Genomic DNA, 5112 nt, shown 5'->3' with positions numbered 1-5112 from the left:
TTGCGGGACGTTTTACCGGATCCGGAAATCCGCGTGGGAGAAAGCGGGTTATGCAACAATTCGTGATCGGTCAGTTTGACGCATCCGCGGTCCATGCAGCCCGGCATCATCGCACTGTAAGTCGCTGAAAAGACGATGATTCTGATCAGGATTAGAACGACTCTAAATTATTGAGTCAGCAAGCCTGACCTGTTCATTCTTGACACTCAATATCCTCTTTTGCTTAATGCCGGAAACCCAGTGCTTTGCGTAAGACAGGCAAGACGAAATGCTCGTTTGCAGCTGCAATTTCATCACCGACAAGGACATTGTCGACGTGGTCAACAGCCTCCTCGACGAGGACTGTTGGCAGCTGATCGTGCCGGCGAAGGTCTATCACGCCATGCAGAAGCGTGGCCGCTGCTGCGGCTGCTTCCCCAATGTGGTCGATATCATCATCCGCACCACCGAGCAGTATCACGCCCGCCGTGACTCGACGGGCGACGAGATATTTGATTTCATGACCCGCCTCAAACAATTCCATGAAGAAAACAGGAGAGCGGATCTTGAAAGGCGACAAAAGGGTCATCGAGCAGCTTAACGAAGCGCTCTATCTCGAGCTGGGTGCTGTCAACCAGTACTGGCTCCATTTCCGCCTTCTCGAGGACTGGGGTTATACGCTTCTCGCCAAGAAGGAGCGTGCCGAGTCCATCGAGGAGATGCAGCACGCCGACAAGCTCGTCGCACGCATCATCTTCCTTGAAGGCCATCCGAACCTGCAGACGGTCGCACCGCTGCGCATCGGCCAGAACGTCAAGGAAGTCCTGGAAGCCGATCTCGCCGGCGAATATGACGCCCGCACGGCCTACAAGAAGTCGCGCGACATCTGTCACGAGGCCGGCGACTACGTCACCATGAAGCTGTTCGAAGAACTGCTGATCGACGAAGAAGGCCATATCGACTTCCTCGAAACCCAGCTGGAGCTGCTCGGCAAGCTCGGCGAGGAAAAGTACGGCCAGCTCAACGCCGCCCCGGCCAACGAAGCCGAATAAGGCGCCCGGCCCTTCGCGGCCAGCCATTCCAATTGATGAGAACCCCGGCTTGTCCGGGGTTTTTTCGTTTTGGGCTGTCGGCTTTTCAGCCTGTTCCCCCGGGAACACGGGTGGTTCGCGCCAGCCCCGTACACCCCTTGTCAGTTCCCGGGGGAACAGGGGCGTGACTTTTTTTGCACAATATAGCCGGCAAGAACGCATGCAGTCCGCAGCGTTCGACTGAACAGACGACGCCGGTCCCGGCTCGAAAAGGATGCAGGTTCAGCCGGGGCGAAAGCCGTCTGGCGGGACGCTCCCGGCGCGATACAGCGCCTCACCCCGGACCCTCCAAACCTTGAGACGTGTTTCCCACGGAAATGCGAGGGCCGGCGCATGTCCAGAACACAAGATCAGGAGGCCCGGATGGGTATGGTAATGGGTACGGATGGCGTCGACAATCTGCTCGGCAGCGATCTCGAAGACGATATGATCATGGCGCTCGGCGGCGCCGACAAGATCAACGGCGGCATGGGTGCCGACCAAATCCTGGGCGGTGCCGGGGATGATACGGCCAATGGTTCCTTCCAGAACGACTATATCATGGGGGACGAAGGCGCCGACAAGCTTTATGGCGACAGCGGTAACGACATCATCGATGGCGGCGCTGGAGTCGACAAGCTCTATGGTGGCTCCGGCCAAGACATGCTGATGATGAACAGGCTGCAGACGGCTTCCGGCGACGTCGTTGACGGCGGCTCGGGTACGGACCGGCTGATCATCGACTATTCCGACCAGACCACCGGGCTTAACATCACGATCAAGGACTGGATCGCGCCCCAGATCTTGACGGGCAATGTCAGCACGCTGAATGTCGAGAGCTTCCAGATCACGGGAACCGACCTTGCCGACCGCATCACCGGCGGCAACTATTCCGATATGCTGACGGGTGGTCGCGGTGACGACATCCTGTCCGGCGGCCGCGGCTTCGACATGCTGATGGGCGACGAAGGCAAGGATACGCTGCGCGGCGGCTACGGCACCGACTACCTTACCGGCGGCGCCGACAACGACCTTCTCTACGGCGATCAGGGCAGCGACCTTCTTTACGGCGGCACCGGCAACGATACCGTCTATGGCGGCGATGCCATGGATCTCATCTACGGCGAGGCCGGCGACGACAAGCTCTATGGCGATGCCGGCGACGACATGATCGACGGCGGGGCCGGCAACGACACCATCAATGGCGGCTCCGGCAACGACACAGTCACCTACAAATACGGTGAGGGCAAGGACACCATCACCGACAAGAGCGGCAGCGACCGTCTGGTGCTTGATGCCTTCACCGGCAATTTCACCGCAAAGGCGGCAACTGTCGTCAACACGATCGGCGGCGGCACGACCATTTCCGGCTTCGAGCACTATACGATCAACGCGACCGGAACCGGCGCCAACACGATAGCGACTCTTGCCGGCAATGACGTCATCAATTCCGGGGCTGGCAACGATATTGTCAATGCCGGTGACGGCAGCAACCGCGTGGATGCCGGCCTCGGCAGGGACAAGGTGACGACCGGCACGGGCGCCGACTATGTGCTGCTCGGTGATGGCGGTGCCGATACCGCCGATGGCGGCAAGGGCATCGATACGGTCTCCGTCGACCGTAAAACGGCAACAGGCGTCCTGACTTTCGAGGCCACCGGCGCCTCCGCCAAGATCAGCGACGGCACGGTACTGAACAATTTCGAGACGATCGAGGTTTCCTTCGGTTCCGGCAACGACGTCGTCAAGTCGGTCGGTTCCGCCAGCAGCGTGCGTTTCTATGGCTTTGCCGGCAACGACACGCTGATCGGTACGGCAGGCTCCGACGTTCTCGACGGCGGTGCGGGCAACGACAAGCTGACCTCCGGCGCCGGAAACGACACGCTTTACGACACCGGCGGTACCAACACGATCAATGCCGGCGACGGCAACGACGTCGTGCGCGTCGGCGACCTGGGTTCCTCGATCGGCCATAACACGGTCGATCTCGGCGCAGGCAATGACAGCTTCTATCGCACGGCCTCCACCGGCAAGCTGACGCTCAATGGCGGCACGGGCACGGACTTCGCCTCCATCGACTTCAGCAAATATTCCTCGGGCATCACCTTCAAGGTCGCGCCTAGCGTCGTCGTCGCCGGCACGCCGGTTACGGTGAACAATATCGAGCGCGTCGCGCTCTACGGCGGGGCGGGCAATGACGTCTTCACCGGCGGTGCGCTGAATGACGAGCTGCGTGGCGGTGCCGGCACCGATACGCTGACGGGCGGTGCGGGCAACGACATCCTTTCGGGCGATGCCGGCAATGACACGCTGCGCGGCGGCGACGGCAACGACACGCTCTATGGCGACGGTCTGAACAAGACCGGCGGCAAGGACAAGCTCTATGCCGAGGCGGGCAACGACACCGTCTATGCCGGCATCGGCGATACCGCCGACGGTGGCACCGGTACCGACACGCTCGATCTCGATGTTGCCGAGCAGACGAAAGACATCACCTTCACATTCACCACCGGCAAGGTGACGGTCGACGCCACCACCAACTTCAACGCTTTCGAGGCGCTCGTCTATGACGGCTCCAAGGGCAAGGATACGGTCACCGGCGGCAGCCTCAATGACAAGCTGTTCGGCAATGCCGGCAACGACGTGCTGCACGGTGCCGACGGCCATGACCGGCTGGAGGACGGTGCGGGTAATGACATGCTGTACGGCGATGCCGGCCATGACACGCTCGTTCGCACCGCCTTCACCGGCAAGGATGTCTTCGACGGCGGGTCGGGTCAGGATACGCTGATGTTCAACGACGGCCCCACCTCCGTCGTTCTCGACTTGGAAAACCAGGCAAAGAACAAGGGCCTTGCCCTCGGTCTCACCGTCAAGAACGTCGAGATCATCCATGGCAGCAGTGCTGACGACGATATCCGGGGCGATGCCGGCGCCAACACGCTCTATGGCGGTAACGCCGATGACGTACTGCAGGGCCGCGGCGGCGACGACATGCTTTCCGGCGGCGCTGGCGACGACTGGCTCACCGGCGGTTCCGGCAAGGATCTGTTCATCTTCAATCTCGAAGGCCGGGACGGCGAAGGTGACGTCATCACCGACTTCACCCGTGGCCAGGACAAGTTGATGATCGACCGCAGCGACTATGGCATCGCGGCCGGTGACGCGACCGTGACGCTGGTCGTCGGTGCCGATCCGGTGGCGACCTCCAGCAAGGGCACATTCCTGTTCGAGAGCGACAATGGACGCCTGTGGTTCGATGCCGACGGCAAGGGCTCGGATGCGGACCTCGAACTGGTTGCCACGCTGCAAGGCGTCAAGACGCTCTCGACCAGCGACTTCGGCTTCCTTTGATCCCTTCGGACAAGAAAAACCCTCCCCGGCCTGTCCGGGGAGGGTTTTTGCATTCAGGCTGCCAGATGGGCGAAGGCGGCAACGACCTCTTCGTAGACCTTGCGCTTGAAGGGCACGATGAGTTCGGGCAGCTCCCGCATCGGCTTCCAGCCCCATTCGTCGAATTCCGGCTCGTGGCCGCCCGGCGGCGGGTTGATGGCGATCTCGCTTTCGGCACCCTCGAAGCGGAAGGCGTACCAGCGCTGCGTCTGGCCGCGGAATTTTCCCTTGAGGCCGATGCCGATCAGGTGGTCCGGCAGGTCGTAATTGATCCAGCGCCCGGCATCGGCGAGAAGCGAGACGCTCTTCATGCCGGTTTCCTCATAGAGTTCGCGATAGGCGGCCTCCAGCGGGTCCTCGCCCTTGTCGATGCCGCCCTGCGGCATCTGCCAGAGCTGCGGCGAGCCGTCATATTCGGAATTGCCGATGGCGATACGCCGTCCGGCCCAGACCTTGTTGTCGGCATTCAGCACCATGATGCCGACGCAGGGGCGATAGGGCAGATCCTCTGCCCTGACCACCCTGTCCTTGTCCTTGCCCATCGAGATGTTCCTATTGTTTGGCGGGGATATCTGCCAGCGATGCGACACCGACGATCTCGATGCCGCGGCCGCCTGCTTCCTCGCACCATTCGCGGATGGCGTCCACACTCTCGTCGAAGGCCGAGGCG

At 61.4% G+C, this 5112-nt stretch carries 4 protein-coding genes; 3 read left to right on the top strand and 1 reads right to left on the bottom strand.

Features of this window, described 5'->3' with window-relative positions:
• Nucleotides 1-268: 268 nt before the first annotated feature.
• The 3 genes from ACOZKU_RS24360 (at nt 269) to ACOZKU_RS24350 (ending at nt 4403) form a co-directional block, all read left to right on the top strand.
• Nucleotides 269-580: a (2Fe-2S)-binding protein gene (locus ACOZKU_RS24360; RefSeq protein ID WP_117371359.1), complete on the top strand. Its 312-nt coding sequence runs from the start codon at nt 269-271 to the stop codon at nt 578-580.
• Nucleotides 546-1031, top strand: coding sequence for a bacterioferritin (bfr, locus tag ACOZKU_RS24355; RefSeq protein ID WP_314089889.1), 486 nt, complete (start codon nt 546-548; stop codon nt 1029-1031). The genes ACOZKU_RS24360 and bfr overlap by 35 nt, the downstream gene beginning before the upstream one ends.
• Before the next feature lie 402 nt (nt 1032-1433).
• Entirely contained in the window at nt 1434-4403 is a 2970-nt protein-coding gene (locus ACOZKU_RS24350) for a calcium-binding protein (RefSeq protein WP_421581058.1), read from the top strand.
• 53 nt (nt 4404-4456) lie between these two features.
• Here ACOZKU_RS24350 and ACOZKU_RS24345 read toward each other — a convergent pair whose 3' ends face one another.
• Nucleotides 4457-4984 (bottom strand): RNA pyrophosphohydrolase, encoded by a 528-nt coding sequence (locus ACOZKU_RS24345; protein ID WP_421581057.1) that lies wholly within the window; start codon nt 4982-4984, stop codon nt 4457-4459.
• Nucleotides 4985-5112 lie beyond the last annotated feature (128 nt).

The sequence above is a fragment of the Shinella sp. M31 genome (assembly GCF_049199205.1).
Taxonomy (GTDB): domain Bacteria; phylum Pseudomonadota; class Alphaproteobacteria; order Rhizobiales; family Rhizobiaceae; genus Shinella.
Note: the sequence above shows the minus strand (reverse complement) of the source record. Positions and strands in the feature narration are given on the sequence as shown.

Excerpts from the sequence above, each read along its gene's own strand:
- ACOZKU_RS24360 (WP_117371359.1), top strand. The coding sequence starts at position 269 with ATGCTCGTTTGCAGCTGCAATTTCATCACCGACAAGGACATTGTCGAC.
- ACOZKU_RS24350 (WP_421581058.1), top strand. The coding sequence starts at position 1,434 with ATGGGTATGGTAATGGGTACGGATGGCGTCGACAATCTGCTCGGCAGC.
- ACOZKU_RS24345 (WP_421581057.1), bottom strand. The coding sequence starts at position 4,984 with ATGGGCAAGGACAAGGACAGGGTGGTCAGGGCAGAGGATCTGCCCTAT.